This window comes from Comamonas sp. JNW (genome assembly GCF_003105075.1).
Lineage (GTDB): Bacteria > Pseudomonadota > Gammaproteobacteria > Burkholderiales > Burkholderiaceae_C > Comamonas > Comamonas squillarum.
Window position 1 is genome coordinate 70,318 of the sequence record NZ_QETI01000017.1, and the last position, 25,103, is coordinate 95,420.

At 65.5% G+C, this 25,103-nt stretch carries 24 protein-coding genes and 1 pseudogene; 15 read left to right on the top strand and 10 right to left on the bottom strand.

The genetic code is table 11. The features are described from left to right. The first annotated feature begins 181 nt into the window (after window positions 1-181). From DCO45_RS20090 to DCO45_RS20100, 3 genes are all read left to right on the top strand, one after another. The gene (locus DCO45_RS20090; protein ID WP_232539627.1) at window positions 182-985 is read left to right on the top strand and encodes an ABC transporter substrate-binding protein; all 804 of its coding nucleotides are present in this window, start codon (window positions 182-184) and stop codon (window positions 983-985) included. Window positions 986-1,053: 68 nt separating this feature from the next. After that, window positions 1,054-1,821, top strand: a complete 768-nt coding sequence (locus tag DCO45_RS20095; protein WP_116927499.1) for an amino acid ABC transporter permease — start codon at window positions 1,054-1,056, stop codon at window positions 1,819-1,821. Then, a complete protein-coding gene (locus tag DCO45_RS20100) occupies window positions 1,818-2,531 on the top strand; it encodes an amino acid ABC transporter permease (protein WP_116927472.1) in 714 nt (237 codons plus the stop codon). Before DCO45_RS20095 ends, DCO45_RS20100 begins: the two co-directional genes overlap by 4 nt. Window positions 2,532-2,579: 48 nt before the next feature. Here DCO45_RS20100 and DCO45_RS20105 read toward each other — a convergent pair whose 3' ends face one another. The 3 genes from DCO45_RS20105 to DCO45_RS20115 all read right to left on the bottom strand — a co-directional run bounded on the left by DCO45_RS20105 (window position 2,580) and on the right by DCO45_RS20115 (window position 5,306). Further along, entirely contained in the window at window positions 2,580-3,941 is a 1,362-nt protein-coding gene (locus DCO45_RS20105) for a glycerophosphodiester phosphodiesterase family protein (RefSeq protein ID WP_116927473.1), read from the bottom strand. A 272-nt stretch (window positions 3,942-4,213) separates the two neighbouring features. After that, entirely contained in the window at window positions 4,214-4,483 is a 270-nt protein-coding gene (locus DCO45_RS20110) for a hypothetical protein (RefSeq protein WP_116927474.1), read from the bottom strand. Between the two features lie 43 nt (window positions 4,484-4,526). Beyond that, window positions 4,527-5,306 (bottom strand): SDR family oxidoreductase, encoded by a 780-nt coding sequence (locus DCO45_RS20115; protein ID WP_116927475.1) that lies wholly within the window; start codon window positions 5,304-5,306, stop codon window positions 4,527-4,529. A 123-nt stretch (window positions 5,307-5,429) separates the two neighbouring features. On the opposite strand from DCO45_RS20115, the gene DCO45_RS20120 reads away from it, so the two are divergent. Then, window positions 5,430-6,365: a LysR family transcriptional regulator gene (locus DCO45_RS20120; protein WP_116927476.1), complete on the top strand. Its 936-nt coding sequence runs from the start codon at window positions 5,430-5,432 to the stop codon at window positions 6,363-6,365. 93 nt (window positions 6,366-6,458) lie between these two features. Here DCO45_RS20120 and DCO45_RS20125 read toward each other — a convergent pair whose 3' ends face one another. The 3 genes from DCO45_RS20125 to DCO45_RS20135 all read right to left on the bottom strand — a co-directional run bounded on the left by DCO45_RS20125 (window position 6,459) and on the right by DCO45_RS20135 (window position 7,983). Next, the gene (locus DCO45_RS20125) at window positions 6,459-6,797 is read right to left on the bottom strand and encodes an RNA-binding protein (RefSeq protein ID WP_116927477.1); all 339 of its coding nucleotides are present in this window, start codon (window positions 6,795-6,797) and stop codon (window positions 6,459-6,461) included. A 113-nt stretch (window positions 6,798-6,910) separates the two neighbouring features. Further along, entirely contained in the window at window positions 6,911-7,120 is a 210-nt protein-coding gene (locus DCO45_RS23275) for a hypothetical protein (RefSeq protein ID WP_116927500.1), read from the bottom strand. Window positions 7,121-7,383: 263 nt separating this feature from the next. After that, window positions 7,384-7,983, bottom strand: a complete 600-nt coding sequence (locus DCO45_RS20135) for an ankyrin repeat domain-containing protein (RefSeq protein WP_232539483.1) — start codon at window positions 7,981-7,983, stop codon at window positions 7,384-7,386. 249 nt (window positions 7,984-8,232) lie between these two features. Here DCO45_RS20135 and DCO45_RS20140 point away from each other — a divergent pair, with 249 nt between their 5' ends. Then, window positions 8,233-9,399, top strand: coding sequence for a hypothetical protein (locus DCO45_RS20140; RefSeq protein ID WP_116927479.1), 1,167 nt, complete (start codon window positions 8,233-8,235; stop codon window positions 9,397-9,399). A 19-nt stretch (window positions 9,400-9,418) separates the two neighbouring features. Here DCO45_RS20140 and DCO45_RS20145 read toward each other — a convergent pair whose 3' ends face one another. The 4 genes from DCO45_RS20145 to DCO45_RS20160 all read right to left on the bottom strand — a co-directional run bounded on the left by DCO45_RS20145 (window position 9,419) and on the right by DCO45_RS20160 (window position 12,643). Further along, the gene (locus DCO45_RS20145; RefSeq protein ID WP_116927480.1) at window positions 9,419-10,045 is read right to left on the bottom strand and encodes a pseudouridine synthase; all 627 of its coding nucleotides are present in this window, start codon (window positions 10,043-10,045) and stop codon (window positions 9,419-9,421) included. After that, entirely contained in the window at window positions 10,045-10,731 is a 687-nt protein-coding gene (locus tag DCO45_RS20150; RefSeq protein ID WP_021025306.1) for a GntR family transcriptional regulator, read from the bottom strand. Before DCO45_RS20150 ends, DCO45_RS20145 begins: the two co-directional genes overlap by 1 nt. A gap of 4 nt (window positions 10,732-10,735) precedes the next feature. Further along, entirely contained in the window at window positions 10,736-12,043 is a 1,308-nt protein-coding gene (locus DCO45_RS20155) for a C4-dicarboxylate transporter DctA (protein WP_116927481.1), read from the bottom strand. Window positions 12,044-12,277: 234 nt separating this feature from the next. After that, a complete protein-coding gene (locus DCO45_RS20160; RefSeq protein WP_116927482.1) occupies window positions 12,278-12,643 on the bottom strand; it encodes a RidA family protein in 366 nt (121 codons plus the stop codon). A gap of 132 nt (window positions 12,644-12,775) precedes the next feature. Here DCO45_RS20160 and DCO45_RS20165 point away from each other — a divergent pair, with 132 nt between their 5' ends. From DCO45_RS20165 to DCO45_RS23280, 10 genes and pseudogenes are all read left to right on the top strand, one after another. Next, complete coding sequence (locus DCO45_RS20165) at window positions 12,776-13,441, top strand: TenA family protein (RefSeq protein WP_116927501.1); 666 nt, start codon at window positions 12,776-12,778, stop codon at window positions 13,439-13,441. 78 nt (window positions 13,442-13,519) lie between these two features. Next, window positions 13,520-14,719 carry a threonine ammonia-lyase gene (locus DCO45_RS20170; RefSeq protein WP_116927483.1) on the top strand — a complete coding sequence of 400 codons (1,200 nt, stop codon included), beginning with the start codon at window positions 13,520-13,522 and terminating at the stop codon, window positions 14,717-14,719. Between the two features lie 206 nt (window positions 14,720-14,925). After that, entirely contained in the window at window positions 14,926-16,194 is a 1,269-nt protein-coding gene (locus tag DCO45_RS20175) for a nitrate/nitrite transporter (RefSeq protein WP_116927484.1), read from the top strand. A 34-nt stretch (window positions 16,195-16,228) separates the two neighbouring features. Further along, a complete protein-coding gene (locus DCO45_RS20180; RefSeq protein WP_116927485.1) occupies window positions 16,229-17,665 on the top strand; it encodes an MFS transporter in 1,437 nt (478 codons plus the stop codon). A 39-nt stretch (window positions 17,666-17,704) separates the two neighbouring features. Further along, the gene (locus tag DCO45_RS20185) at window positions 17,705-21,511 is read left to right on the top strand and encodes a nitrate reductase subunit alpha (protein ID WP_116927486.1); all 3,807 of its coding nucleotides are present in this window, start codon (window positions 17,705-17,707) and stop codon (window positions 21,509-21,511) included. A gap of 25 nt (window positions 21,512-21,536) precedes the next feature. Beyond that, on the top strand, window positions 21,537-21,896 hold the full coding sequence (locus DCO45_RS20190) for a cupin domain-containing protein (RefSeq protein WP_165841242.1): 360 nt from the start codon (window positions 21,537-21,539) through the stop codon (window positions 21,894-21,896). Beyond that, window positions 21,893-23,416: a nitrate reductase subunit beta gene (narH, locus tag DCO45_RS20195; protein WP_116927488.1), complete on the top strand. Its 1,524-nt coding sequence runs from the start codon at window positions 21,893-21,895 to the stop codon at window positions 23,414-23,416. Before DCO45_RS20190 ends, narH begins: the two co-directional genes overlap by 4 nt. Before the next feature lie 11 nt (window positions 23,417-23,427). After that, window positions 23,428-24,114: a nitrate reductase molybdenum cofactor assembly chaperone gene (gene narJ / locus DCO45_RS20200; protein WP_182344187.1), complete on the top strand. Its 687-nt coding sequence runs from the start codon at window positions 23,428-23,430 to the stop codon at window positions 24,112-24,114. 17 nt (window positions 24,115-24,131) lie between these two features. Further along, window positions 24,132-24,854, top strand: coding sequence for a respiratory nitrate reductase subunit gamma (narI, locus tag DCO45_RS20205; RefSeq protein ID WP_116927489.1), 723 nt, complete (start codon window positions 24,132-24,134; stop codon window positions 24,852-24,854). Then, window positions 24,851-25,103, top strand: a pseudogene (locus DCO45_RS23280) (peptidylprolyl isomerase); the annotation flags it as partial. The gene narI and the pseudogene DCO45_RS23280, both read left to right, overlap by 4 nt.

Here is a 25,103-nt window from a genome sequence, read left to right on the forward strand (position 1 = left end):
GATGTGCTTTGTCGTCGAGTCGTACATGCGAAATCTACATATCGATTGAATGAAATCGTCGTTGTCCAACGACGGTCTGTATTCCTACACTGGGCCCTCAATCAAGTTTTCGCTGGCCCGGGCATGGTGCCCTGGCGTGGGGATCTCAGAAAGCATAGCTATGAAAAACAAGGCATGGGCGATGGTGGCCACCGCTGCGGTGGCAGCGCTGGCATCGGGGGCGGTGTGGGCCGATCGCCTGCAGGATATCAAGCAGGCGGGGGTGCTGCGCGTGGCAGCCTTTGATGCCAATCCACCGTTTGGTTTTGTCGATCCCAAGACGCGCAAGATCGTGGGTCTGGATGTGGACTATGCGCAGGCCTTTGCGCAGCGACTGGGCGTGAAGCTGCAGCTGGTGCCGACCAACCCGGCCAACCGCGTGCCGCTGCTGCTGTCGAACAAGGTGGACCTGGTGCTGGCCAATTTCACGATCACCGAGGAGCGTGCCAAGCAGGTGGGCTTCAGCGTTCCCTACTTTGCCTCGGGCACACAGTTCATCGCGGCCAAGGGTACGTTGACCTCGCCCGCGCAACTGAACCAGCTGCGCATCGGTGTGGACAAGGGCACGACCAATGAGATCGTGCTGCGCGAGAAGCACCCGCAAGCCACCTTGGTGGCCTATGACGACACGCCGTTTGCGTTCACTGCGCTGCGCAATGGCAATGTGCAGGCCATCTCGCAAGACGGCCCCAAGCTGGTCGGCCTGCTGGCCACGATCAAGGATAAAAAGGAGCGCGACAAGTGGGAGGTGCCGGCGTTCACGATATCGAGCGACTACATCGGCGTGGGCATTCCCAAGGGGGAGGCTGCGCTGACCGACTTTGTCAACACCGCCCTCAAGGAACTGGAGGCCAGCGGCCAGGCCGGCAAGATCTACGACACCTGGTTCGGGCCGCAGAGCGCGACACCGCTGGTGCGCAATTTCAAGATCGGCGACAAGCCATAACAGCATAGGTACCGCACAACCCCCGCGTCTGAGAAGGCGCGGGGCTGTGCCTTTTGGGGTTGGTGTTTATGCAATTTTTGATCTCCTGGCTGGAGCCGCTGTGGCCGCATCTGCTGGCGGCCAAGTACTGGCGCTGGCTGCTCGATGGCTGGTGCACCACGGTGCTGGCGTCGCTGCTGGTGATGGCAGCGTCCACGGTGCTGGGCATAGCCTTTGCGGTCGCGCGCAGTGCGGCCTGGGCGCCGCTGCGCTGGCTGGCGCTGGGCTACCTGTCGGTGTTTCGCAATACGCCGCTCCTGGTGCAGCTGTTCTTTTGGTACTTTGGCGTGCCCAGCCTGCTGCCGCCCGCGTGGATGGCCTGGCTCAACCAGGCACACAGCCTGGCGCTGGGCCCGCTCAGCCTGGGCTGGCCGTCGCTGGAGTTCCTCTCGGCATGCATCGGCATGGTGTTCTATGCCACGGCCTATGTGGGCGAAGAGGTGCGCGCGGGCATCAACAGCGTGCCGGCCAGCCAGAGCCAGGCGGCGCGCTCGCTGGGCATGGGCGGCTGGCAGCTGCTGCGCCATATCGTGCTGCCCCAGGCGCTGGCGCGGGTCATCTCGCCGCTGATGGGCCAGTACATGAACATCGTCAAGAACACCTCGCTGGGCATGGCCATTGGCCTGGCCGAGCTCTCGTACCGGGCGCGCCAGGTGGAGGCCGAGACCTTCCAGTCCTTCCAGGTCTACGGCATCAGCACCTTGCTCTACATCGTGCTGATCATCGGGCTGGAGCTGCTCAGCCAGCACCTGGCCCAGCGCCGCCGTTGGGGCCGGGTGGAGGTGCGGCGCGCATGAACTTTGCTGCACTGGGCGATGACTGGCGCTACCTGCTGCTGGGCACCTTTCCCGAAGGGCCGCCGGGCGGTGCGCTGCTGAGCCTGATCCTGAGCGCCGTCTCCGGCGTGCTGTCTGCATTGCTGGGGCTGGCGCTGGGCATTGCGCTGGTGATGGGGCGGGGCCGGGCCTTGCAGTACCTGCGGGTGGTGCTGGGCTTTTTGCGCGCCATTCCGGTGCTGCTGCTGATCTTCTGGATTTATTTTTTGCTGCCGGTGCTGTTCAACGTGGATGTGCCGGGCAGCGTCTCGGTGGTCTGTGCGCTGTCGCTGGTCAGCGGCGCCTACCTGGCCCATGGCGTGGCCGCCGGCCTGCAGGCGGTTGCGCCGGGCCAGTGGGATGCCGGCGCCGCGCTGGGCCTGACGCGCTGGCAGGTGCTGCGCAGCCTCATCCTGCCCCAGGCGCTGGCGGTGATGCTGCCCTCGTTTGTGAACCAGTGGGTGACCCTGATCAAGGACAGCTCGCTGGCCTATATCGTCGGCGTGGGCGAGCTGTCCTTTCTGTCCACCCAGGTCAATGCGCGGCTGATGGTGCACCCGGCCGAGGTGTTCCTGCTGGTGGGCGCCATCTACTGGCTGATGTGCTCGGCGCTCAACCTGCTGGCCTGGGCCGTGGCGCGGCGCAGCCAGCCGCATCTGGTACGCGGAGTTGGCCCGCTGATGCGGGCATGAAAAAAGGACGCCAGGCGTCCTTTTTGGGTGAATGCTGCAGTGCCGCGATTACTGGTTCTTCAGCTCGGCGATGTAGGCATCGCGTGCCTTCACGCCGGTGGGGGTGAAGTCGGTGAACACGCCGTCGATGCCCAGGCGGTAGTAGGCCAGGAACTCTTGCACCGGGTCACCCTTGTAGATGCCGGCCAGGCGGCCCGCCTCATTGCGGAAGGTGAAGCTGTGCACGATCAGGCCGGCCTTGTGGGCGTTGGCGATCAGGCCCGTATCCTTGAGGGTGTTGACATCCTTCAAGCCCGCGCCTTCCTTGTACGGCACGACAGAATGGGCGAGGACCTGTGGCTTCCAGGGGCCGATGCCATCGGCATAGGTCTTGATCTCGGCCAGGCCGGCAGGGGTCTGCATCACGGCAAAGGTTCGGGCATCGCCGGCGAGGGTCCAGCTGTAGGGGCGGCCGCTGATGAAGGTCCATTCATCGGTGGTGATGTAGACCATCGAGCCATCCTTGAGGTCGAAGTCATTGCCATCGATCAGCTGCACGCCCTTGGCCTTCATGCCGGCCTTGCGCAGGTACTTGAGGCTCTCAGGGTCAAAGCTCTGGATGTAGATGGCCGAGTCCTTGCTGTTGAGCTTGTTCTTCTCGAGCAGCGCCATCACCGCATCTTCAAACGGGTGGCTGCCGCTGCCGCAACCATTGGCGATCGCCTGCTGGTTGTTCCAGTAGGGGTTCTTGGTTTCGGCATACACGGGGATGGTGCGGCCCAGCGCCTTGCCCTTGGCCGCTGCGATGTCGATCACATCCTGGGCGCTGATCAGCGGCAGCTTGCCGTTCCACTCGGTGGGGCGGTCGGCGCGGTTGTCCAAGGTGGTGCCGGCAATCCAGTCGCGCAGCTCCTGCATCGTGAAGTCGCTGATCGACCAGTCATTGCTGTGGTCTTCGCCGTCGACGATCAGCGCCTTGAGCACCGACTTCTGGTTGCCCGGCTCGACCAGGTCCGTCAGGTACTGGCTGGGGCCGTTGGCCGGGATGGCGGGGTATTTCACATTCACCAGCACGCCGGGCGTGGTGCGCTTGCGGGCTGCCACGGCGGAATTGGTCTTGGCTACATCGGCGATGTTGGTGCTGTCGCTCAGCCAGGCGTTGTGGCGTGCCACCAGCTGGCAGTCACGCGTCATGTGCATGTCCAGCTCCAGCATGTCGGCGCCGGCGTCTGCTGCCTTTTCGTAGGCCATGCGCGTCTGCTCGGGGTACATGCCGGAGTAGCCACGGTGCGCGATCACCTGGGGCTGTTTGCCGTCCAGGGTCTTGAAGCTGGGATCATCATCGCCGCCGCCACAAGCGGTCAGCAGCAGTGCGCCGCACAGGGCAGAGCCCAGCGCAGCCAGGCGAAAGGTGGGTTGGTGTGTTGTCATCGTCCGTTGTCCCCAGGGTTGGTGAATCAGCAAGTGGAAGGATGCTGCGGGGTCGGTATGACGGCACGGTGACAATGTAAAGCGCGCGTCTGCGGCTCACAACAGGCGAGGTGTGCAGGCACTTGTCGGTCTTTGCTGCCGCCTGTAGAGAACACCCCCATCAACCGCTGCAGGCATCCAATTCCACGCACCAGCGTAGTGCAAGGCAGGCAGCGGGCCCAGTGTTTTCGATGCTGCAGCGCGGCAACTGTGGTGTTCTGTCCAATCGCCGATCAGGCGCGGCCCAGCCACCAGACCAGGCCCAGCGCCAGCGCGGCGGGCACGGCGAAGTTGACGAGCAAGATGGGCAGCTCCTGCGCGACGGTATAGCCGGCCTTGTGGACGCCGACCCACATATTGACCAGCGCGACCCCCAGCCAGGCGGGGATGAAGTACTTGGCCACCAGCGCGATGCTGGCCGCATCGGCGCCCCAGAGCTTGCCCAGCAGGGCAAAGACGGCCAGCAGCAGCAAGCCGGTCAGCATGACCAAAATCATATGCATGGGCAACTCCTTGTGGTGGTGGGAGGGCGGCGCCCTCCAGGCTTTATTTTGTCGTATAGCCGCCGTTGATCAGAATCGTCTGGCCGGTGATCCACCAGCCATCGCTCACCAGGTGGCGCACAAAGGGCACCACGTCTTCGATGTCGGTCAGGCCCGTCTGGCTGAACGGCGACAGCGCCGCTGCGCTCTTGTGGTAGGCCTGCGCGTCAGCGCTTTCCTGGCCGTAGAAGAAGGGCGTGTCCATCGGGCCGGGGCCCACGGCGGTGACCGAGATGCCGCGCGCGCCCAGCTCCTTGGCCGCTGCGCGGGTGTAGTGCTCCACCGGCGCCTTGGTGCCCGCGTAGGACGCGTAAAACGGCGTGAAGGCGCCCAGCAGCGAGGTGACCAGCGTGCAGATCTTGCCGCCATCATTCACCTGCTTGCCTGCCTCCTTCAAGAAGAAGAAGGCGGCCTTGTTGTTGACCGCATCCATCTCGTCAAACTCCGCTTCGCTGATCTCGGCCATCGGCTTTTTCAGCACCTTGCCGACGGTGTTGATCGCAATGTCGGGGCGGCCCAGCGCGGCCACGGTGTCGGCAAACAGCTTCTCCACGGCGGCGGCCGTGGTCAGGTCGCCTTGCAGCATCACCGCCTTGGCGCCCAGCTTTTGCAGCGCTGCCAGCGTCTGCTCGGCATCGGCCTTGCTCGCTGCGCTGTTGTAGTGGATGGCCACGGCCTTGGCGCCATGCTGGACAAAGTCGGTGGCCAGCAGGCCGCCCAGGTTTTTGGCACCGCCGGCGATCAAAACGGTCTTGCCCTGCAGGCTGTGTTGGGGTTTGGACATGAAAAGCTCCTTGGGGATAGGTCAGAGCTGTTCAGCGTAATTGGTCACGAAACAAAGATAAATATAGAATTTATTCCATGTTTATCCAGAATTTATTAACAATGAATGTGCAGGATCCGGGCTATGGACCGCATTGACCTGCTGCGCATCTTTTTGCGTGTGGCCGCGACCGGCAGCTTTTCCCAGGCCGCCGACCAGCTGGCGCTGCCCCGGCCCACCGTGTCGCTGGCGGTGCAGCAGTTGGAAGCCCGGCTGGGCACGCGCCTGCTCCACCGCACCACACGCAAGGTAGCGCTGACGTTGGATGGCCAGGCGCTGGTTGATAGCGCCAGCAGCCTGGTTGATGAGATGCAGGACCTCGAGCAGCGCTTTCGCCCGCAATCGCATGCCGTGGCCGGGCGCCTGCGCATCGATGTGCCCAGCCGCGTGGCGCGGCTGATCGTCGCCCCCGCATTGCCAGCGCTGCTGGCGCAGCACCCGGGGCTGGAGGTGGATCTGGGCTCCAGCGACCGGGCGGTGGACCTGGTGCAGGAGCACATCGACTGCGCCTTGCGCGTGGGACCGCTGGCCCACAGCTCGCTGGTGGCCAAGGCGCTGGGCAGCATGGAACTGATCAACTGCGCCAGCCCCACCTACCTGGCCCGGCAGGGCACGCCGCAGACACCGGCTGACCTGGCAGGCCACCAGAGCGTGCACTACAACTCGCCCACCAGTGGGCGCCCTGCCGCCTGGGAATGGGTGGAGGGCGGCGCCGAGCACAGCATGGTGCTGCCCGGGGCTGTGGGTGCCAACCATGTGGAGAGCTATATCGCCTGCGCGCTGGCGGGCCTGGGCCTGATCCAGATACCGCGCTATGACGTGCAGGCCCATCTGCAGTCGGGCGAGCTGGTGCAGGTGCTGCACAGCTACCCGCCGCCTGCGCTGCCGGTGCATGTGCTCTACCTGCACCGGGCGCAGCTGTCGCGCCGGGTGCGGGTGTTCATCGACTGGATCGCGCAGCTGCTGGCGCAGGCCGGAGCGATTGCGCCCGGCCCGGACGGCCCCGTGTCCGCTCCATGACAAAGCGCCTCTCTGTACCAGCGGTACCGAGAGGCGCTTTGTAAGGCCTGATCGAACCGGCTACGACAGCCGGGTCTTCAAGATGCGATGCGCTCAGTAACGGCCACCGCCGTAGCCGCCTTGGCCGTAGCCCACGTCGGAGCGACCGCCCGAGTTGCTGTAGCCACCCGCGCCTCTGGATTCTTCACGGGGGCGGGCCAGGTTGACGACGATCTGGCGTCCGTCGACCGACCTGCCATTGAGCGCGTCGATTGCTGCCTGGGCCACATCGGCCGAGGCCATTTCGACAAAGCCGAATCCCTTGGAGCGACCGGTATCGCGGTCCATCATGACTTTGGCGGAGGTCACCGAACCGAATTCGGAGAAGTTGTCCTGGAGACTGGAATCGGTCACGGAATAGGGCAGGTTGCCCACATAAATTTTGCTGCTCATGTCAGAGCCTTTCTGAAAGAAGTTGCACCATGGGTGCGCATGGAGTGGCGGCGGACTGGACAGACCAGGCCATGTCGCCAAGGAATGGGAGGGGTGGTGTTGCCACCCCGCGGTCAGCAGACCGGAGGCTTGGGCATGGATGACTGCAGCCAGCCTTGGGTCACTGCAAAGATGCGCGCCGCTTCTGCAGAGGCGAATGTCTTGTCGAAGCGGAATACCCGGCAATAGCTGCCATTGCCCGGTGATCGCTGGAAGGAGAAGGATGCGCCAAAGCGGCCATTGGGCGCTTGGTGGGTCGACGGGGAAACGAGGTACTTCCCGATGGAAATAAAAGTCTTAGAAATGGGTATCAATCAGGATCACGGGCTTGGGCAGCCTGTGTGAGCGTGTAGGTACGCGGTTGACTGCTGCTCTGCAGACCAACCAGGCGAATGTCGCCAAGAACGCTGGAAGTAGCCCTGCCACCCACCAGCGGGAAAAAGAGGCTTGCACAGCGGCAAATACCTCTCAGACGGTGTTCACTATAAAGCAATAGTTATAAAAAGTCTAATTTTTATTAACGTATTGCATAAAACAACGTTGCGCCTCAGCGCGCACCGGCCGCTGTCAGCATCTCCACCATCGCGCTATAGCCGCGTTGCCGGGCATGGGCCAGCGGTGTCACGCCCTCCTTGTCGGCCAGGTTGACATCGGCCTTGGCATCGATCAAGAGCTGCAGGATCTGCTGGTGGCGCGGGCCGCCATCGCTCAGCACGATGGCCTCCATCAGCGCCGTCCAGCCCAGGCGGTTGACATGGTTCACATCGACGCCGGCGTTGATGAGGGTGCGCACGGTCTCGACATGGCCGCGCTCGGCTGCCGGGATCAGCGCGGTGCCGCCATAGCGGTTGGTGCTGCGCAGGTCGGCGCCATGGGCCAGCGTCATCTGCAGGATCTCCTGGTGGCCGCGTGCGCCGGCGTACAGGTAGGGGCTGTCTTCGATGTGGTCCTTGGCATTCACATCGGCGCCGGCCTCGATCAAGGCCCTGGCCGCTGCCACCTGGTTGCTCTGGGTGGCTACGAGCAGCGGCGTGCGGCCCTGGGCATCGCGTGCATCAAGGGCGCTGGCGCCACCGTTTTGCAGCAGTTGCTGGATGCGGCTGCCGTTGTTGGCAGCCGCTGCCTGGTGCAGGGCGAGTGTGGTCATGTTCTGTGCGTGGGCAGGGGGTTGCGTCAGTTGAAAGGCGAGGCCAAGGCAGAGGCTGAGCAAGGGGCGCATGGGGTTTCCTTTGAACAGGTTCTTATAGCGGGGGTATGGCAGCCGCGTCCATCCCCTCCAGTTCATATACTCCCAAAACCATAGCTGGTCTTGCAGGCTTAGTGGGTGCGAAAGGGCATTCTTGCACAGGAATGCCGGATGCCGGTGGAGATGAGAGACAAGGGAGTGCAGAGAAGAATGGGCGGGAGCAACGAGGGAAAGCAGCAGCGCGGCCATGCGGCGCTGCTGGTGCTGGGCGGGGTGCTGATGGCGGCGCTGGGCGTGCTGCTGCTGTGGCTGTGGTTGCCGCTGCTGATAGCAGTGGCCGCAGGCGGGCTGGTGTTTGTGCTGCTGTCGCAAGCGGGCCGCATCGGCTGGATGCTGGAAGGGCGGCGCGCGCTGCGCGATCCAGGCTTGCTGATGGAGGATGGGCGGCTGCGCACGCCCGTGTGGCTGCCGTTTTACGCGATGCTGGCGGCCTTGCTGGCGACGGCTTGCGGCTGGATGGTCCTGTTCCTGCTGCCCGACAGCCTGCACCCGGCCGAGATGCTGCAGATGGGCACGGGCCTGGCCGGCGCCATCGTGGTGCTGGTAGCGGTCTGGCTGCTGGGGCAGCTGAGCACCGGCTGGTCGCTGCTTCGGCAGGGCCAGGCCTGGAATGCCCGCCGCATGTCGGCCGAATGGTGGATCTGGGCGGCGATCGCCTTTGTGCCAGCGGCGCTGGCCATGGGCCTGATGGCGCCCGACCGGGCCGGGCTGCAGGCCTGGGGCCTGCAATGGCGCGGCTATGACAGCCAGCCCATCCGCATTCAGCTGGCGCCTGCCCGCAACCCGGAACAAGCCCGCCTGCGCGATGTGGCCCTGCTGGAGCTGGTGCAACCACTGCTGGTGCAGGGCAGCCGCCGTATTGCTGCCAGCATGCGTAGCCGCCACGGCAGCAGCCACTGGACCGCCGCCCTGCCAGCGCGCTACCGGCTGCAAGGCGATGTGCTCGACATCCAATTGGCGGGCCGCCTGGAGCCGGAGGGGCTGCAGCGCTATGCCCAGCAGCTGCAGCAACTGGGCGCGGGCGACCTCAGCGCGTTGCGCTGGCTGGCTGCGGCGCAATGCCTGCCAGCGCCCCATGCGATGGCGGCCCTCAGCGCGGCCGAGCGGCGCGCGCAGTGGGCGCAGGTGCAGGCCTGCGCGCAGCAGCGCAGCCAGGCCTTGCAGGCGCTGGGCGCGCAGCTGCAAGGGCAGATCGAGCAGGTGGAGGTGTTGCCGCTGGCGCACTACCGGCCTTGGCCCCGGCGTGGTGGCTGGCAGGCGGTGGCCCTTCCCTCGGGGCAAGAGGCTTTGGATGCATTGCCGCTGCTGGCGCAATGATGCCTGGCGCGGCGACTTTTTACAGCGCCAGATCCGTCCACTGCCCGGGCTCCAGGCCAGCGAGCGAGTAGGGGCCAATGGCCATGCGCACCAGGCGCAAGGTGGGGTGGCCGGCGGCAGCGGTCATGCGCCGCACCTGGCGGTTGCGGCCTTCGCGGATGATGAGCTCGATCCAGCAATCGGGCACGCTCTGACGCACGCGGATGGGCGGGTGGCGCGGCCACATCGCAGGCTGCGGGTCGAGCATGCGCACCTGGGCCGGCAGGGTCTTGCCGTCTTTCAGGTCCACGCCATCGCGCAGCTGCTGCAAGGCGGCGGCATCGGGAATGCCTTCGACCTGCACCCAGTAGGTCTTGGCCATCTTGTGGCGCGGGTCGGCAATGCGGGCCTGCAACTGGCCGTCGTTGGTCAGCAGCAGCAGGCCTTCGCTGTCGCCATCGAGCCGGCCAGCGACATAGACGCCGGGCACGTCGATAAAGTCTTTCAGGCCTTGCCAGCGCCCCTCGGGCGTGAACTGGCTGACAACGCCATAGGGCTTGTGAAAGCCCAGCAGCCGGGGCGGGCCGGCCGGGCTTGCGGGCCTGGCAGGCTTGAGGAGTCGGCCCGGCCCACCGCTCTTGCGTGGCCGTATACGTGGTTCGGGCATCAGCGCTGCACGGGGCTCAGGGTGGCACGCAGGCGCTCGCCAGGCGCAGTCTCCGGGGGCGGAGGGGTGGTCTCCAACGCTTCTTCGACGTTGCCGATATGGGCCAGCATCAGTGCGCGGGCCTGCTCGGCGTCGCCCCGCTCCAGCGCCTCGACAATGCTGGCATGGTCCGCGCAGGACTGCTCGGCGCTGTGGTCGGACTGGTAGAGCGTTGCTGCCAGCGTGGTGCGGGCGGTCAGGTCGCGCAGGGTATCGGCCAGCAGGCGGTGGCCCATGTTCTCGGCCAGGCAGACATGGAAATCGGCCAGCAGAAAGGCGCGCGTGGCCGCGTCGGCGCCCTGGATCGCGCGCTGCTCCTCGTCGATATGCAGGCGCAGCTGGCGGATCACCTGCTGCATCGGGCGGCCTGCGGTCTCCAGGATGCCCGCCTCGATGATGCGCCGGGCGGCGAAGGCGTCGCGTGCCTCTTCGGCACTGGGCTGCACCACGTACCAGCCCCGGCGCGGCTGCACCTGCACAAAGCCGCGCGCCTGCAGCTGCATCAGCGCCTCACGCACCAAGGTGCGGCTGACCGAGAAGTTGTCCGCCAGCGCCTGCTCTCCCAGGCGCTCCCCGGGCGAGAGCTTCTGCGCGAGGATGGCTTCGACGACGCGTTCTGCAATGGTGGTGGGGCTGACAGCAGTCATGGGCTCAGGCGTGGGGTGTAGACAGCTCCGATTGTGCCGTGTCTTGCGGTAGTTTCTCGCCATTGAGCACCTTATGGGCCCGCTCGCGGTCGATATCGCCTTCCCAGGAGGCAATCGCCACGGTGGCCACGCAGTTGCCGATCAGGTTGCCCAGCGCGCGGGCAATGCCCATGAACCAGTCCACCGACAGCACCAGCACCAGGCCGATGGCCGGGATGGCGGGGATCGCATGCAAGGTGGCGGCCAGCACCACAATCGCCGAGCCGGGCACGCCGTGTGCGCCCTTGGAGGTCACCAGCGCAATGGCCAGGATGGTCAGCAGATCGGTCATCGAGATCGGCGTATTGGTGGCCTGGGCAATGAAGACCGCCGCCAAGGTGATGTAGATCGAGAATGCATCGAGGTTGAAGGAGTAGCCGGTGGGGATCACCAGGCCGACGGTGGAGTCGCGGATGCCCAGGTGGCGCAGCTTGGCCATGATCTGGGGCAGCACGCTGTCCGACGAGGTGGTGGCAAACACGACCATCAGCTCTTCACGCAGGTAGCGCAGCAGCTTGATGAGGCTGAAACCCGAGACGCGCATCGCAAAGCCCAGCACCACAAACACAAAGAAGGCGACGGCCACATAGAACAGCAGTACCAGCATGCCCAGCTGCTTGAGCGAGCCCACGCCGTACTGGCCGACGGTAAAGGCGATCGCGCCCAGCACACCCAGGGGCGCGAGCTTGATGATGATGCCCATCACCTTGAACAGCACATGCGACATGGTGTCGATCAGCAGGCTCACCGGCGCGCCGCGCTCGCCCAGCATGGTCAACCCGCAGCCAAACAGCACGGCAAACAGCAGCACCTGCAGCACGTCGCCGGTGGCAAAGGCCTGCACCACGGTGGTGGGGATCAGCTTCATCAGGAAATCGACCGTGCCGCCGCTGGTCAGCTTGTCGGCATTGCTGGCGTAGGCGCTCATGGCCGAGGCATCGAGCTTGCTCGGGTCCACGTTCATGCCTGCACCAGGTTGGAACACAAAGGCCAGCACCAGGCCCAACACCAGTGCAATGGTGGTGAGCACCTCGAAGTAGATCAGCGCCTTGACGCCAACCCGGCCCACGCGCTTGAGGTCGCCTGCGCCCGCGATGCCATGCACCACCACGCAGAACACCAGCACCGGGATGATCATCTTGATGAGCTTGATGAAACCATCGCCCAAAGGTTTGAGCTTGACGGCCCACTCCGGCGCCAGCAGGCCGATGAGGACCCCAACGATAAGAGCCACCACCACCTGCCCGAATAGCGATCTGACAAAACGACGCATACGCATTCCTTTTCGGTTTGTATACAAGTTGTAAATTTCTTGTATGCAAAATGTACCCATGCACATACCGATCAGTGAACAGGGATTACCCGTGAGCGTTCACCGACTTGTGCAGCCTGGGAGACACAAGCAAAAAGCCTGCCATGCAAGTTGCAAGACAGGCTTTGTATGCAAGGAATGCTGCGTTCAGCGCAGCCTTAGAACAGGTTCTTGGGCAGGGCCAGCGCGCCCCGATCAGGCCTTGTCGACGGCGGCGACCACCACCACTTCGATCTTGTAGGCCGGGTTGCCCAGCGTGGCCTGCACGGTGGCGCGGGGCGGCGTGTGGCCGGGGGTCACCCAGGCGTCCCAGACGCTGTTCATCTGGCCAATCTCGCTGATGTCGGTCAGGTAGATCTGGCACTGCAGGATGCTGGCCTTGCTCGATCCGGCCTCGCCCAGCAGGCGGTCGATATGGCCCAGCACTTCCTGGGTCTGGGTGACGATATCGGCACCGGGGTTGTTCTCGGGGATCTGGCCGGCCAGGTAGACGGTGCCGTTGTGGATGGCGATTTCGGACAGGCGGGCGCCGACATGGCGGCGGTCGATGGCAGAGGTCATGCTCGTCTTTCGGTAACAGAGGGAGAGGGTGGGGATGTGCAAAAATCATAGCGCATCACAAGGGTGGTACGCAGGCACAAGGCTGTTGCGGCACAATGGCCCTCTTTGCCGTTGCAGCCCCTGCCGCCCACCATGACCGACCGTTTTTCCGAATCGCTTCAAGCGCTGAACCAGCCCGTCTGGGATGCCTGCATCCAGCACCGCTTCATTGACGAGATGCGGGCCGGTAGCCTTGATGATGCGGTGCTGCGCCGCTACCTGGTGCAGGACTACCAGTTCATCAACCAGTTCGTGGCGCTCTTGGGCGCGGCCATCGCCAGCGCCGATAGCTTTGCGCCGCGCGTGCGCCTGGCGCAGTTTGCGGCGATGATCACCAGCGACGAGAACACCTACTTTCAGCGCAGTTTTGACGCGCTGGACGTGTCCCAGCAGGAGCGCGATACGCCGCCGCTGACGCTGCCTACCGTGCAGTTCCAGGCGCTGATGGGGCAGGCTGCGCGCAGCCAGAAATACGCCAACTGCCTGGCCGTGCTCTGCGTGGCCGAAGGCCTGTACCTGGACGGCTTTGACCAGCCCGGCCAGCGCCTGCCGCCGCGCTTTGAACATGCCGAATGGATCAGCCTGCACGCCAATGACTTCTTCCGCGATTTTGTCGGCTGGCTGCGCGCCGAGCTCGACCGCATGGGCGAGAGCATCGAGCCCGACGTGCGTGCCGAGGCGGCCGATTATTTCAGCCGCGCGGTGGCGCTGGAGCAGGCGTTTTTTGACCATGTCTACCAGCCGCCCAGCGCCGACTGACGCCCGGCAACACGGATACGGCACCCATCACCACTGCCGCCCCCTGGCCGGGCGGCCCACCCTCCAGCGAGTCATCCCATGCTCAGCATTCAAGACATCCGCGACGCCGCCCAGCGCATCCAAGGCAAGGTCGAGCGCACGCCGTGCCTGTACTCCCACACCCTGTCCCAGATCGTGGGCGCCAAGGTCTACCTCAAGTTCGAGAACCTGCAGTTCACGGCGGCCTTCAAGGAGCGCGGTGCCTGCAACAAGCTGATGCAGCTCAACGCCGAGCAGCGCGCACGGGGCGTGATTGCGATGAGCGCGGGCAACCATGCCCAGGGCGTGGCCTACCATGCGCAGCAGCTGGGTGTGCGGGCGGTGATCGTGATGCCGCGCTTCACGCCGGGCGTCAAGGTCGAGCGCACGCGCAGTTTTGGTGCCGAGGTGGTGCTGCATGGCGACACGCTGGAAGAGGCCCGCGCCCATGCCTATGCGATGGCCGAGGACCAGAAGCTGGTGTTTGTGCACCCCTTTGACGATGCCGACATTGCAGCCGGCCAGGGCACCTTGGCGCTGGAGATGCTCGAAGACCAGCCCGACCTGGACACCCTGCTGGTCGCCGTCGGCGGCGGGGGCCTGATTGCCGGCATGGCCACCGCCGCCAAGGCGGTCAAGCCCGGCATCCAGGTGGTGGGTGTGCAGACCTCGCGCTTTCCCAGCATGGTCAATGCGGTGCAGCACCAGGACCTGCCCGTCGGCGTCTCGACGATGGCCGAAGGCATTGCGGTGGCGACGGCCGGCCTGATCACGCGCGAGATCGTCGCCCGCACGGTGGACGACCTGGTGCTGGTCGAGGAGAGCGATATCGAGCAGGCGGTGCTGATGCTGCTGGAGATTGAAAAGACCCTGGTCGAGGGCGCGGGATCGGTGGGGCTGGCGGCGCTGCTGCGCTACCCCGAGCGCTTTGCCGGCCAGAAGGTGGGCCTGGTGCTGTCGGGCGGCAATATCGACCCGCTGCTGCTGGCCTCCATCATCCAGCGCGGCATGGTGCGCTCGGGCCGGCTCGCGCGCCTGCGCATCAGCTCGCGCGATGTGCCCGGCATGCTCGCACGCATCACGGCCATCGTGGCCGAGGCGGGCGCCAACATCGAAGAGGTGCACCACCAGCGCGCCTTCACCAAGCTGGCCGCGCAAAACACCGAGATCGACATCGTGCTGCAGACCCGCAGCAAGGCGCATATCGATGAGGTGGTGGACAAGCTGCGCGCCGTGGGCATGCAGGTCGATCTGGCCTGAGCAACCGGGCATCATGCCGGCCAGGCTGCATGGCCGGTTTGATGCACATCAGGCGCTGCCGAGAAAAGCGGCGCCATAGTTCTTCAGAACGATGGCAGGGCGCAGGCCATCGTTCTTGCGGCGCGGCCTGATGCGCTAACCGGTGGATGGTGCGCTGCGCGCTGGCGCAGCACAGTAGAGGCAGACCAACAACATCTGCCCCCACCATGGATTCCGCCACTGCCCCTCCCGCTGTCTCGCGCCAGGCCTGGAGCGTGCTCGCCGTCAGCACGCTGGCCTTCACGGTCTGCTTCATGGTGTGGATGATGTTCGGCGTCATCGGCATCCCGCTCAAGCAGCAACTGGGCCTGAACGCGACCGAGTTTGGCCTGCTCACCGCCATGCCGGTGCTCTCGGGCTCGCTGGTGCGGGTGCCGCTGGGCATCTGGACGGACCGCTTTGGCGGCCGCACCGTGATGACCGTGCTGATGGCCGTCACCGTGCCGGCCGTCTGGCTCATGGCCTACGCCACGCAGTACTGGCAGTTCCTCGTCATCGGCCTGTTTGTCGGCCTCGCCGGTGGCTCTTTCTCGGTGGGCACGCCCTATGTGGCGCGCTGGTTTCCCAAGAGCCGCCAGGGCATGGCCATGGGCGTCTATGGCGCGGGCAACTCCGGCTCGGCCGTCAACAAGTTTCTTGCGCCGGCGCTGTTGGTGGCGGGCGGCTGGGCGCTGGTGCCCCAGGTCTACGCGGCCATTCTGGCGGGCACCGTGGTGCTGTTCTGGCTGTTCAGCGCGCATGACCCGCGCCACCTGGTGGCCAGCAACGTCCGCTTTGTCGACCAGCTGCAGGCCTTGAAGGACCCGCGCGTGCTCAAGTACTGCCAGTACTACAGCATCGTCTTTGGTGGCTATGTGGCGCTGGCGCTGTGGATGGTGCAGTACTACGTGGGCGAGTACGGCCTGGACATCCGCGTCGCCGCCTTGCTCGCGGCCTGCTTTTCGCTGCCCGGCGGCGTGCTGCGCGCCATTGGCGGTGTGCTGTCCGACAAATACGGCGCCCACAAGGTCACCTGGTGGGTGATGTGGGTGAGCTGGATCTGCCTGTTCCTGCTGAGCTACCCGCAGACCGATTTCACCGTTGCCACGGTCAACGGCCCCCGGACCTTCCACCTGGGCCTGAACGTCTACAGCTTCACCGCGCTGATGGGTGTGCTGGGCGTGGCCTTTGCGTTCGGCAAGGCCAGCGTCTTCAAGTACATCGGCAACGACTACCCCGACAACATCGGTGCCATCAGCGGCATCGTGGGCCTGGCCGGCGGCCTGGGCGGCTTTGTGCTGCCGATCCTGTTCGGTCTGCTGCTCGATCTGACGGGCCTGCGCTCCAGCGCTTTCATGCTGCTCTATGGCGTGGTCTGGGTCTCGCTGATCTGGATGTACTGGACCGAGGTGCGCCGCACCGATGTGATGGGCCCCGCTGCGGGCCGCAAGGCGTGACAGCCGCCATCGATTTCTGCTGGAAAGACTCTCCATGACAAGCAACACCCCCTCTGCGCCGCGCCGCGGCAGCACCTTGACGATCTGGACCCCGGAGGACAAGGCCTTCTGGGAAAAGGAGGGCGAGGCCATCGCCAAGCTCAATTTGTGGATCTCCGTGCCGGCGCTGTTCCTGGCCTTTGCCGTCTGGCAGGTCTGGAGCGTGGTCGCCGTCAGCCTGCCGGGCCTGGGCTTTCAGTACTCCACCAACCAGCTGTTCTGGCTGGCGGCCGCGCCTGCGCTGTCGGGCGCCACCTTGCGCATCTTCTACTCCTTCATGGTGCCTTTGGTGGGCGGCCGGCGCTGGACGGCGATCTCGACTGCCAGCCTGCTGATCCCGGCGATCGGCATCGGCATGGCCGTGCAGGACCCGGCCACGCCCTACCCGACGATGCTGATCCTGGCGCTGCTGTGCGGCCTGGGCGGGGGCAATTTCAGCTCCAGCATGGCCAACATCAGCTACTTCTTCCCCAAGGACCGCAAGGGCTCGGCGCTGGGTGTCAATGCCGGCCTGGGCAACCTGGGCGTGTCGGTGGTGCAGTTCCTGAGCCCCATCGTCGTCACCGTCGGTCTGCTGGGCATCTTTGGCGGTGAGCCGCAGACCATCACCCAGGGCGGGGTGCAGGTCGAGGTCTGGATGCAGAACGCTGCCTTCATCTGGGTGCCCTGGATTGCGCTGACCTCGGTCGTTGCCTGGTTCGGGATGAACGATGTGGCCGATGCCAAGGCCTCAGTGGCCGCGCAGGCCGCCATCTTTGTGCAGCCCCACAACTGGATCATGTGCCTGCTCTACCTGGGCACCTTTGGCTCCTTCATCGGCTTTGCCGCCGGCTTTCCGCTGCTGATCAAGGGCCTGTTCCCCGCCGTCAATCCGCTGGCCTACGCCTGGCTGGGCCCGCTGGTGGGCGCGCTGGTGCGGCCCTTTGGTGGCTGGCTGGCCGACAAGGTCGGTGGCGGCGTGGTCACGTTCTGGAACTTTCTGGTGATGGCGCTGGCCGTGCTGGGCGTGCTGTGGTTTCTGCCCAAGGGCACGGGCAGCTATGCGCTGGCCTGGGGGCCGCAAGCGGGCAGCTTCACCGGCTTTTTTCTGATGTTCCTGGTGCTGTTTGTCACCACCGGCATCGGCAATGGCTCCACCTTCCGCATGATCCCCGTGATCTTCAACCAGCTGGCCACGCAAGGCGCAGGCAAGGATGCGGCCTCGCAGGCCGCCGCCCTCAAGGAAGGCAATGTGCTGGGCGCCGCCGCCGTCGGCTTTGCCGGCGCACTGGGTGCGTATGGCGGCTTTTTCATTCCCAAGAGCTATGGCAGCTCGATCGCATCCACCGGCGGGCCCGAGGCCGCGCTGTGGGTCTTTTCTGCCTTCTATCTGCTGTGCGCCGTGGTGACCTGGTGGTGCTATGCCCGCCGCAACGCCGCGATGCCCTGCTAAAGGCCCCAGAGCCTGGACCCCACGAGAAAGAGAACCGTTATGAGCCATTTCCTCGACCGACTCACCCACTTTCGCCTGCCCAAGGAGAGCTTTGCCGGCGGCCACGGCCGCACCACCGGCGAAGACCGCACCTGGGAAGACGCCTACCGCGCCCGCTGGGCGCATGACAAGATCGTGCGCAGCACGCATGGCGTCAACTGCACGGGCTCCTGCTCCTGGAAGATCTATGTCAAAGGCGGCATCGTCACCTGGGAAACCCAGCAGACCGACTACCCGCGCACGCGCTGGGACATGCCCAACCATGAGCCGCGTGGCTGCGCCCGGGGTGCCAGCTACAGCTGGTACCTGTACAGCGCCAACCGGGTCAAGTACCCGATGGTGCGGGGCCGCTTGCTCGAGCGCTGGCGCGCGGCGCTCCAGGTGGCCAAAACGCCGGTCGATGCCTGGGCCCTGATTGCACAGGACGATGCCGCGCGCCGCGACTACCAGCAGGTGCGTGGCCTGGGCGGCTTTGTGCGCTCGACCTGGGACGAGGTCAACCAGCTGGTGGCCGCTGCGAACGTCTACACCATCAAGCAACACGGGCCGGACCGCATCATTGGCTTCTCGCCGATCCCGGCGATGAGCATGGTCAGCTACGCGGCCGGCAGCCGCTACCTGAGCCTGATCGGTGGCGTCTGCATGAGCTTTTACGACTGGTACTGTGACCTGCCGCCGGCCAGCCCCCAGGTCTGGGGCGAGCAGACCGATGTGCCCGAATCGGCCGACTGGTACAACAGCAGCTACATCATTGCCTGGGGCTCGAACGTGCCGCAGACGCGCACGCCCGATGCCCACTTCTTCACCGAGGTGCGCTACAAGGGCGCCAAGACCGTGGCCGTCACCCCCGACTACAGCGAGGTGGCCAAGCTCTCCGACGTCTGGCTGCACCCCAAGCAGGGCACCGATGCGGCGCTCGCGATGGCCATGGGCCATGTGGCGTTCAAGGAGTTCTACTTCGACAAGCGCAGCGACTACTTTGACGGCTACGCGCGCCGCTACACCGACCTGCCGATGCTGGTGCTGCTCGAGAGCAAGACCCTGGCCGATGGCAGCGTAGTGCAGGTGCCTGGCCGCTACCTGCGCGCCAGCGATTTCAACGGCAAGCTCGGCCAGGACAACAACCCCGAGTGGAAGACCATGGCCTTTGACAGCCAGGGCCGCGCCGTGTTGCCCCATGGCTCGATCGGCTTTCGCTGGGGCGCCGAGGGCCGGGGCGACGCGGGCAAGTGGAACCTGGAGTCCAAGGAAGCGCGCCATGGCGACGAGGTCCGCCTCAAGCTCTCGGTGCTGGAAGATGGCAGCCAGGCCCATGAGATTGTCGATGTCGGCTTTCCTTACTTTGGCGGCATTGCCACGCCGCACTTCACCGCCAACGAACAGCAAGGCGATGTGAGCCGCGCCAAGGTGCCGGCCGTGCGCCTGCGCCTGGGCAGCGAGGGCGAATACCACGAGGCCCTGGTGGCCACCGTGTTCGACCTGCAGGCCGCGCAATACGGCATCAACCGGGGCCTGGGCAGCGGCGCTGCCAGCTACGACGACGATGCCGCCTACACGCCCGCCTGGGCCGAGAGCATCACTGGCGTGCCGCGCGAGCAGATCACCCTGGTGGCGCGCGAGTTTGCCGCCAATGCCGACAAGACCCAGGGCAAGTCCATGGTCATCATCGGCGCGGCGATGAACCACTGGTACCACTGCGACATGAACTACCGGGGCGTCATCAACCTGCTGATGCTCTGCGGCTGCGTGGGCCAAAGCGGCGGCGGCTGGTCGCATTATGTGGGCCAGGAAAAGCTGCGCCCGCAGACCGGCTGGACGGCGCTCGCCTTTGCGCTCGATTGGGCACGCCCACCGCGCCAGCAGAACTCGACCAGCTTCTTCTACGCCCATACCGACCAGTGGCGCTACGAGAAGCTCGGCCTTGAAGAGATCGTCAGCCCCCTGGCCGACCGCAGCCAGTACGGCGGCAGCATGATCGATTACAACGTGCGCGCCGAGCGCATGGGTTGGCTGCCCAGCGCGCCGCAGCTCAAGACCAACCCCTTGTCGATAGCGGCCGCCGCCGATGCCGCCAACCTGGCGCCGCGCGACTATGTGGCCCAAGGCCTGCAAAGCGGCAGCCTGGCGATGAGCTGCGAAGACCCCGATGCGCCCGAGAACTGGCCGCGCAACCTGTTTGTCTGGCGCAGCAACCTGCTGGGCTCCAGCGGCAAGGGCCATGAGTACTTCTGCAAGCACCTGCTGGGCACCGACAACGGCGTGCAGGGCAAGGACCTGGGCCCCGATGACGCCAAGCCCGAAGAGGTGACCTGGCATGCCGATGCGCCCCAGGGCAAGCTCGATCTGCTGGTCACCCTGGACTTCCGCATGAGCACCACCTGTCTGTACTCGGACATCGTGCTGCCCACGGCCAGCTGGTACGAGAAGAACGACCTCAACACCAGCGACATGCACCCCTTCATCCACCCGTTGTCGGCCGCGGTCGATCCGGTCTGGGAATCGCGCTCGGACTGGGAGATCTACAAGGGCTTTGCCCAGTCCTTCAGCGAGGTCTGCGTGGGCCACCTGGGCGTGGAGCGCGACACCGTGCTGACCCCGCTGATGCACGACACCCCCGCCGAGCTGGCCCAGCCCTATGGCGTGGCCGAGTGGAAAAAGGGCGAATGCGCGCTGATCCCCGGCAAGACCGCGCCGCAGGTGACCGTGGTGGAGCGTGACTACCCCAACACCTACAAGCGCTTTACCGCACTGGGCCCGCTGATGGACCAGCTGGGCAATGGCGGCAAGGGCATTGGCTGGCAGACCGGCACCGAGGTTGAGCAGCTGGGCCAGTTGAATGGCCTGACCACCGAGCCGGGCGTGACCGAGGGGCGCCCGCGCATCGTGAGCGATATCGATGCCTGTGAGACGATTTTGCAGCTGGCCCCCGAGACCAATGGCCATGTGGCGGTGAAGGCCTGGGAGGCGCTGGAGAAGGTGACCGGCCGCGCGCACAAGCACCTGGCGATCTACCGCGAGGACGAGAAGATCCGCTACCGCGATATCCAGGCGCAGCCGCGCAAGATCATCAGCTCGCCCACCTGGAGCGGCATCGAGAGCGAGACCGTGAGCTACAACGCCGGCTACACCAATGTGCATGAGCTGATCCCATGGCGCACCCTCACCGGCCGCCAGCAGTTCTACCAGGACCACCCCTGGATGGTGGCCTTTGGCGAGGGCTTCTCCAGCTACCGTCCGCCGGTGGACATGAAGGCCACGGCCGGCATGCAGGGCATCCAGCCCAATGGCCACCCCGAGATCCAGCTGAACTTCATCACGCCGCACCAGAAATGGGGCATCCACAGCACCTATACCGACAACCTGTTGATGCTCACGCTCAACCGGGGCGGGCCGGTGGCCTGGATCAGCGAGGAGGACGCCCAGCGCGCCGGCATCGAGGACAACGACTGGATGGAGATGTTCAACCTCAACGGCGCAGTGGCCGTGCGGGCGGTCGTCAGCCAGCGGGTCAAACCCGGCATGGTGATGATGTACCACGCGCAGGAGAAGATCATCAACACGCCCGGCAGCGAGATCACTGGCGTGCGCGGCGGTATCCACAACTCTGTCACGCGGATTGTGCTCAAACCCACGCACATGATCGGTGGCTACGCGCAGTACAGCTACGGCTTCAACTACTACGGCACCATCGGCACCAACCGCGACGAGTTCGTCGTGGTGCGCAAGATGGCCAAGGTGGACTGGCTGGACACGCCGCGCGATGACCACCTGGCCGCCGCCTACCAGGCCCAGGGCGAGAACCCCTGAGCGCCACGCAGAAGGAGTCCCCGCCATGGCACTGACCCACACCCCTGCTGGCGCCGTCTTCTCGGCGCGGCCCCTGGCGGCCGCGCTGGGCGAGGCGCGCTCGTACACCCTGGTGCGCGATCCCGGTCTGCAGATCTTCCGCCTGGTGCTGCAGGCCGGCCAGTCGCTGCACAGCCACCAGGTGCCAGAGCGCATGGTGATCCAGTGCATCGAAGGGCGCTTCGTCTTCGAGACCATGGGCCGCCAGCTGGCCATGGCGCCGGGTGACTTTTGCCACATCGCCGCGGGCGAGCCCCACGCTGTGCATGCCCAGGAGGCCGCATCGGCCCTGGTCATGCTTTTCGCACCGACCCCCACACCAACCCCCACGGAGAACCCAACATGAAGGTTCGCGCACAAATCGGCATGGTCCTGAACCTGGACAAATGCATCGGCTGCCATACCTGCAGCGTCACCTGCAAGAACGTCTGGACCAACCGCCCCGGCGTCGAGTACGCCTGGTTCAACAACGTCGAGACCAAACCCGGCATCGGCTACCCCAAGGAATGGGAAAACCAGGACCGCTGGAATGGCGGCTGGGTCCGCAAGGCCGATGGCTCCATCGCGCCGCGCCAGGGCGGCAAATGGCAGCTGTTGATGAAGATTTTCGCCAACCCCAACCTGCCCGAGATCGACGACTACTACGAGCCCTTTACCTTCGACTACGAGCACCTGCAAACTGCCAAGGAGATGAAGGCAGCGCCCACGGCCCGGCCGCGCAGCCTGATCACCGGCCAGCGCATGGACAAGATCGTCTGGGGCCCGAACTGGGAAGAGATCCTGGGCGGCGAGTTCAGCAAGCGCAGCAAGGATGTGAACTTTGACGAGGTGCAAAAGGACATCTACGGCCAGTTCGAGAACACCTTCATGATGTACCTGCCGCGCCTGTGCGAGCACTGCCTCAACCCCGCCTGCGTGGCCAGCTGCCCCAGCGGCTCGATCTACAAGCGCGAGGAAGACGGCATTGTGCTGATCGACCAGGACAAATGCCGGGGCTGGCGCATGTGCGTCTCGGGCTGCCCCTACAAGAAGATCTACTACAACTGGAAAAGCGGCAAGGCCGAGAAGTGCATCTTCTGCTACCCACGCATCGAGGCGGGCCAGCCCACGGTCTGCTCCGAAACCTGCGTGGGCCGCATCCGCTACCTGGGCGTGCTGCTGTATGACGCAGACCGCATCGAAGCAGCGGCCAGCGTCACCCAGGACAAGGACCTGTACCAGGCCCAGCTCGATATCTTCCTCGACCCCAACGACCCGGCAGTGATCGCCCAGGCGCGGGCCGATGGCATCCCCGAGGCCTGGCTGATCGCGGCCAGGAGCAGCCCCGTCTACAAGATGGCGGTGGACTGGCAGGTGGCCCTGCCGTTGCACCCCGAGTACCGCACCTTGCCGATGGTTTGGTACGTGCCGCCGCTGTCTCCCATCACCGCCGCCGCCCAGGCCGGCCATGTGAGCGCCAATGGCGAGCTGCCCGATGTGAACCAGCTGCGCATCCCCGTCAAGTACCTGGCCAACCTGCTCACCGCAGGCGATACGGTGCCGGTGGTGCGCGCGCTGGAGCGCATGCTGGCCATGCGCGCCTACCAGCGCGGCAAGCATGTCGATGGCCTGCCCAACGAGGCCGCACTGCAGCAGGCCGAGCTGACGGTGGCCCAGGCCGAGGAGATGTACCGGACCATGGCCATTGCCAATTACGAAGACCGCTTTGTGATCCCCACCACGCACCGCGAATATGCCGAGAACGCCTTCAATGTGCGCGGCGGCTGCGGCTTCTCGTTTGGCAACGGTTGCAGCGAAGGCGTGACCGACACCAGCCTGTTCGGCAGCGAGAAAAAACGCACCATCCCGATCCAGGCGAGCCTGTGAGGAGAGACGACATGAAAGACAGCATCAGCTTTACCTTGCGCGCACTGGCCCACCTGCTGCGCTACCCCGACGCCGCGATGCGCGGCCACCTGGTCGACATCCACACGGCGCTCAACGCCGAAAACGCGCTGGGCCATGTGCGCCGCAGCGAGCTGGACGCATTGATGGACCGCCTGCTGGCCGAAGGCATGGATGCCGAGGCCATCTATGTGGACCTGTTTGACCGGGGCCGTGGCACTGCGCTGCACCTGTTCGAGCATGTGCATGGCGACTCGCGCGACCGGGGCCCGGCGATGGTCGACCTGGTCCAGACCTATGAGCAGGCCGGCCTGCTGCTCGACCCCACCGAGCTGCCCGACCACCTGACGGTGCTGCTGGAGTTCGCCTCCACCCAGCCGACCCTGGAGGCGCGCGCCTTCATCGGTGAGTTTGCGCACATCCTGCAGTCCATCGCTGCGGCACTCGGCCGCCGCCACAGCGACTACGCCGCCGTGCTGTCCGCCGTGCTCGATCTGGCCGGCCAGCCGCTGGTGGCCGACACCCCTGCTGCGCCGCTGCCCGCCGACGAGCCGCTGGACGCAAGCTGGGAAGAGCCCGCCGCCTTTGGCGGCTGCAACAGCCAGGGCCAGGCCGCACCGGGCAGCGCCCAACCCATCCACATCACGCGGCGCCAGCCACCCGCTGGCGCGGCCCGCTGAACCCCGAGGAGACCGCCATGCCCATTGCATTGCACAACTTCCTGTTTAACGTCTATCCCTACATCTGCCTGGCCGTCTTTCTGATGGGGAGCCTGGCGCGCTTTGACCGCGACCAGTACACCTGGAAGAGCGACTCCTCGCAGATGCTGCGCGCCGGCCAGCTGCGCTGGGGCAGCAACCTGTTCCATATCGGCATTCTGTTTCTGCTGTTCGGCCACACGGTGGGCTTGCTCACGCCGCACTTCATGTATGAGTGGCTGATCACCGCGCCGCAAAAGCAGATGCTGGCCATCATCTCCGGCGGCACCGCCGGCCTGGTCTGCTTTATTGGCCTGAGCCTGCTGCTGCACCGCCGCATTGCCGATCCGCGCATCCGCCGCACCAGCCACCGCACCGATCTGGCCATCCTCATCATCCTGTGGGTGCAGCTGGTGCTGGGCCTGGCCACCTTGCCCGCCTCGTTCTCGCACCGGGCCGATGCCCACGCGATGCTGGTGCTGGCCGACTGGGCCCAGCGTATCGTCACCTTCCGCCCCGATGCGGCAGGCCTGGTGGCGCTGGACTGGCCGTTCAAGGTGCACATGGTGCTGGGCATGACAATCTTCCTGCTCTTCCCCTTCAGCCGCCTGGTGCATGTCTGGAGCGGCTTCGCCTCCGTGGCCTACCTGGCACGCCCCTACCAGCTGGTGCGTGCGCGCCGTCTGAACCTGTCCAACAAGCAGCCAGGAGGCCGCCCATGAACGCCGATCTGCACACCTCCACGGGTGGCTGTGGCAGCGCAGCCTGCAGCTGCCAGGACAGCCCCGCCGCCCTCAGCCTGCCCCGCATCGAGGCGCCGCTGGGCGCCCCGCGCGATGCGCTGGCCGCTGCCCAGGTCAACGGCATTGCGCTGTGCGATGCCGATGAGCTGCTGGACCCGCTGGAGCTGCGCCAGCGCGCCTGCACCGAGCTGCTGCGCCAGGCCGCCCAGGCCCAGGGCCTGCTCGCTG

What these genes read in the sequence shown, in the direction of transcription:
- DCO45_RS20090 (WP_232539627.1), top strand. Translation starts at nt 182, where the DNA reads ATGGTGGCCACCGCTGCGGTGGCAGCGCTGGCATCGGGGGCGGTGTGG.
- DCO45_RS20095 (WP_116927499.1), top strand. Translation starts at nt 1,054, where the DNA reads ATGCAATTTTTGATCTCCTGGCTGGAGCCGCTGTGGCCGCATCTGCTG.
- DCO45_RS20100 (WP_116927472.1), top strand. Translation starts at nt 1,818, where the DNA reads ATGAACTTTGCTGCACTGGGCGATGACTGGCGCTACCTGCTGCTGGGC.
- DCO45_RS20105 (WP_116927473.1), bottom strand. Translation starts at nt 3,941, where the DNA reads ATGACAACACACCAACCCACCTTTCGCCTGGCTGCGCTGGGCTCTGCC.
- DCO45_RS20110 (WP_116927474.1), bottom strand. Translation starts at nt 4,483, where the DNA reads ATGCATATGATTTTGGTCATGCTGACCGGCTTGCTGCTGCTGGCCGTC.
- DCO45_RS20115 (WP_116927475.1), bottom strand. Translation starts at nt 5,306, where the DNA reads ATGTCCAAACCCCAACACAGCCTGCAGGGCAAGACCGTTTTGATCGCC.
- DCO45_RS20120 (WP_116927476.1), top strand. Translation starts at nt 5,430, where the DNA reads ATGGACCGCATTGACCTGCTGCGCATCTTTTTGCGTGTGGCCGCGACC.
- DCO45_RS20125 (WP_116927477.1), bottom strand. Translation starts at nt 6,797, where the DNA reads ATGAGCAGCAAAATTTATGTGGGCAACCTGCCCTATTCCGTGACCGAT.
- DCO45_RS20135 (WP_232539483.1), bottom strand. Translation starts at nt 7,983, where the DNA reads ATGACCACACTCGCCCTGCACCAGGCAGCGGCTGCCAACAACGGCAGC.
- DCO45_RS20140 (WP_116927479.1), top strand. Translation starts at nt 8,233, where the DNA reads ATGGGCGGGAGCAACGAGGGAAAGCAGCAGCGCGGCCATGCGGCGCTG.
- DCO45_RS20145 (WP_116927480.1), bottom strand. Translation starts at nt 10,045, where the DNA reads ATGCCCGAACCACGTATACGGCCACGCAAGAGCGGTGGGCCGGGCCGA.
- DCO45_RS20150 (WP_021025306.1), bottom strand. Translation starts at nt 10,731, where the DNA reads ATGACTGCTGTCAGCCCCACCACCATTGCAGAACGCGTCGTCGAAGCC.
- DCO45_RS20155 (WP_116927481.1), bottom strand. Translation starts at nt 12,043, where the DNA reads ATGCGTCGTTTTGTCAGATCGCTATTCGGGCAGGTGGTGGTGGCTCTT.
- DCO45_RS20160 (WP_116927482.1), bottom strand. Translation starts at nt 12,643, where the DNA reads ATGACCTCTGCCATCGACCGCCGCCATGTCGGCGCCCGCCTGTCCGAA.
- DCO45_RS20165 (WP_116927501.1), top strand. Translation starts at nt 12,776, where the DNA reads ATGACCGACCGTTTTTCCGAATCGCTTCAAGCGCTGAACCAGCCCGTC.
- DCO45_RS20170 (WP_116927483.1), top strand. Translation starts at nt 13,520, where the DNA reads ATGCTCAGCATTCAAGACATCCGCGACGCCGCCCAGCGCATCCAAGGC.
- DCO45_RS20175 (WP_116927484.1), top strand. Translation starts at nt 14,926, where the DNA reads ATGGATTCCGCCACTGCCCCTCCCGCTGTCTCGCGCCAGGCCTGGAGC.
- DCO45_RS20180 (WP_116927485.1), top strand. Translation starts at nt 16,229, where the DNA reads ATGACAAGCAACACCCCCTCTGCGCCGCGCCGCGGCAGCACCTTGACG.
- DCO45_RS20185 (WP_116927486.1), top strand. Translation starts at nt 17,705, where the DNA reads ATGAGCCATTTCCTCGACCGACTCACCCACTTTCGCCTGCCCAAGGAG.
- DCO45_RS20190 (WP_165841242.1), top strand. Translation starts at nt 21,537, where the DNA reads ATGGCACTGACCCACACCCCTGCTGGCGCCGTCTTCTCGGCGCGGCCC.
- narH (WP_116927488.1), top strand. Translation starts at nt 21,893, where the DNA reads ATGAAGGTTCGCGCACAAATCGGCATGGTCCTGAACCTGGACAAATGC.
- narJ (WP_182344187.1), top strand. Translation starts at nt 23,428, where the DNA reads ATGAAAGACAGCATCAGCTTTACCTTGCGCGCACTGGCCCACCTGCTG.
- narI (WP_116927489.1), top strand. Translation starts at nt 24,132, where the DNA reads ATGCCCATTGCATTGCACAACTTCCTGTTTAACGTCTATCCCTACATC.